We start from the raw sequence: 2407 nt of genomic DNA, 5'->3' as shown, positions 1-2407 counted from the left end.
GGCCGGGGATGTAGGACGCGACCTCGGCGACCCTGGCGACGACGTGCACCGTCTTCTTCAGCCACTTGGGCATGCCCCAGTTGCCGTCGAGGTCGGTGCAGTTGACGGGGTCGCCGGTGCAGTAGTCGTACGGGCTCGCGTTGCCGCCCGGCATCGGGTCGACCTGCAGGAACCGGCCGAGGGCCGGGCTGTACAGCCGGGCGCCCATGAGGATGTCGCCGTCCTGGGCCTCGGCGGAGCGCTGCTTGCCGCCGAGCCAGCCGTAGCGGACGTTTGCCTGGCCGTCCTGCGGGATGCCGAACTCGTCGAAGTCGAGCACGACGGGCTTGGTCAGCGCGGGGTCGGTGGTGAGGACCACCGAGCCGAACAGGTCGGTGAGCTGGAGCTGGACGTCACCGGTCTTGCTGCTGGTGGCCACCAGGTCGGTGTCCGGGCCGGAGATGTTGCGGGTGATAGTGCCCTGGGTGGTGTCCTCGACGGTCCAGCGGACCTCGTCGGAGTCGTCGCCGTAGTGGTTGAGCTTCGACGTGGCGTTGGCCCAGGTGCCGTCGGCCTGCTTCTTGGCGGTGGTGAAGGCGGTCAGGCGGTGGGCGGCGTCGAGGGCCCACTCCTGCTTGGTGTCTCCCTTCTCCTGGGCCGCGACCTTGTCGTTGGCCCAGTAGGTGTTGGCGGAGCCCGTCGCCGTCTTCACCGTGCGCCCGAAGGCGTCGTAGGCGAAGCCCGGGTCGGTGAGGCGGTCGGCACTGTCGTACGTGTGGTTCTCGGCGACGGCGCCGTCGGTGCCGCAGGTGCCGTCGGGGGCCGAGGGCAGCGTGGTCTTCGAGAGCCGGTTGGAGTGGCCGTCGAAGGCGTACTGCCGGGTGACGCAGCCGCTCGTGGTGGTCGACTGGCGGGCCTTCACCAGGCGGCCGAGCCGGTCGTACTCGTAGCTGCGGGTGGCGGTGGAGCTGGTGTTCCTGGCCACCTGGCCCTGGGTGGAGACGTCGCCGGTCTGCGCCCAGACCACGGCGTTGTCGGAACTGCGGGTGTAGGTCCGGCCGGTGGCCTCGCCGACGGCGTTGAAGCTGTCCTTCCTGACGATCCCGCCGGGGTACGTCTGCTCGACGAGCTGGCCGTCCGGGCCGTAGGTGGCGGTGAACTCACCGGCCACGCTGTCGCTGATCGAGGTGACGAGGCCGCGCGGTTCCTTGGCGCGGTCGTAGGTGTAGGTGGTGGACCCGGTCGGGTCGCTCACCTTGACCGGCTTGCCGAACCTGTCGAACTCCGTGGTGGTGGTGCCGCCGTCGGCGTCCGTGTACGAGACCAGGCGGCCGAGCGCGTCCATGACGCGCACCAGCGACTTGCCGTCGGCCGTGGTCCTGACCGCGTCGCCCGTCGCCGGGTCGTACTCGGTGGTCACCTTCGGCAGCGGCTTGCCCTCGTCCGAGGTGATCTCGGTGGAGACGACCCGGTCCGCGCCGTCGTAGCCGATGACGGTCTTGCGGGACTTGCCCGCGTTGGTCTCGGTCGTCTCCTCGGGCTCGTTGAACGCCGAGTAGCGGGTGACCCGCTTGACCGGCAGCGTCGTGGGCATCTGGGTGGCGTCGGCCCCCGTGACGTCACCGCCCGGCAGGGTCGCGCAGGGCAGGCCCGCCCACTCGGGGCGGTTGGCGCACAGGGGGTCGTCCGGGTTGGCGCCGGCGGTGTAGAAGACCGACTTGACGGTGCCGGCGTCGGCGCCGTTGGAGCCCGGCTTGCGGGACTCCAGCGCTCGGCCGGAGGCGTCGAACTTGACGTACGCGGTCAGCTTGGCGCCGAGGGCGTCGGTGGTTACCGAGGTCGCCTTCTTCAGCGTCCAGCCGGACGTGCCGCCGATCGGGGTGTCGAAGCCGTGCTTGGTGACGCGCAGTTCGACGTCGTCGGCGTAGCCGTCGATGCGGGCGCCGTCGGTGGCGGTGGTGACCAGGTGGTAGGCCTGGCCGTCGGGCCTTCCTTCGTCGTAGGTGTTGGTGTTGTGGTCCCGGGCGACGACCGAAGTGCCGGCCGGGAGCGTCGGGTTGACGGTGGTCTTGGTCAGGGTGACGGTGTCGAGGCCCGCGTGGAACCGCTCGCCGCCGCTGGCCGTGTTGGTGTCGACGACGGTGAGCTTGAGTTCGTGGTCACCGCGCGCCAGGTGCACGGACTGGCCGGCCGTGTACGGGGCGACCACCGGCGTGGCGACGTAGGTGTCGATCGGCTGGCCGACGTTCTGGCCGTCGATCGCGAACTGGATGATCCCGTGGTCGGTGAACTTGGTCAGCTGGCCCGAGAGCAGGTAGTCGCCGTCCTCGGGGACGGTGACCCGCATGCTGTCGAACGCGCCCGGCGCCGTGCCGCGGATGCTCAGCTGGGCGCCGCCGGACCAGGTGAGGCCGCAGCAGTTGCTGTC

The 2407-nt window shown here is 70.5% G+C and carries 1 protein-coding gene; it reads right to left on the bottom strand.

The window, feature by feature from the left end:
* The coding region (locus tag AB0O00_RS35885) for an RHS repeat-associated core domain-containing protein (protein ID WP_363658897.1) at nt 1-2407 on the bottom strand (2407 nt) is incomplete at both ends.

Source organism: Kitasatospora sp. NPDC093558, assembly GCF_040683475.1.
Taxonomy (GTDB): domain Bacteria; phylum Actinomycetota; class Actinomycetes; order Streptomycetales; family Streptomycetaceae; genus Kitasatospora.
Note: the sequence above shows the minus strand (reverse complement) of the source record. Positions and strands in the feature narration are given on the sequence as shown.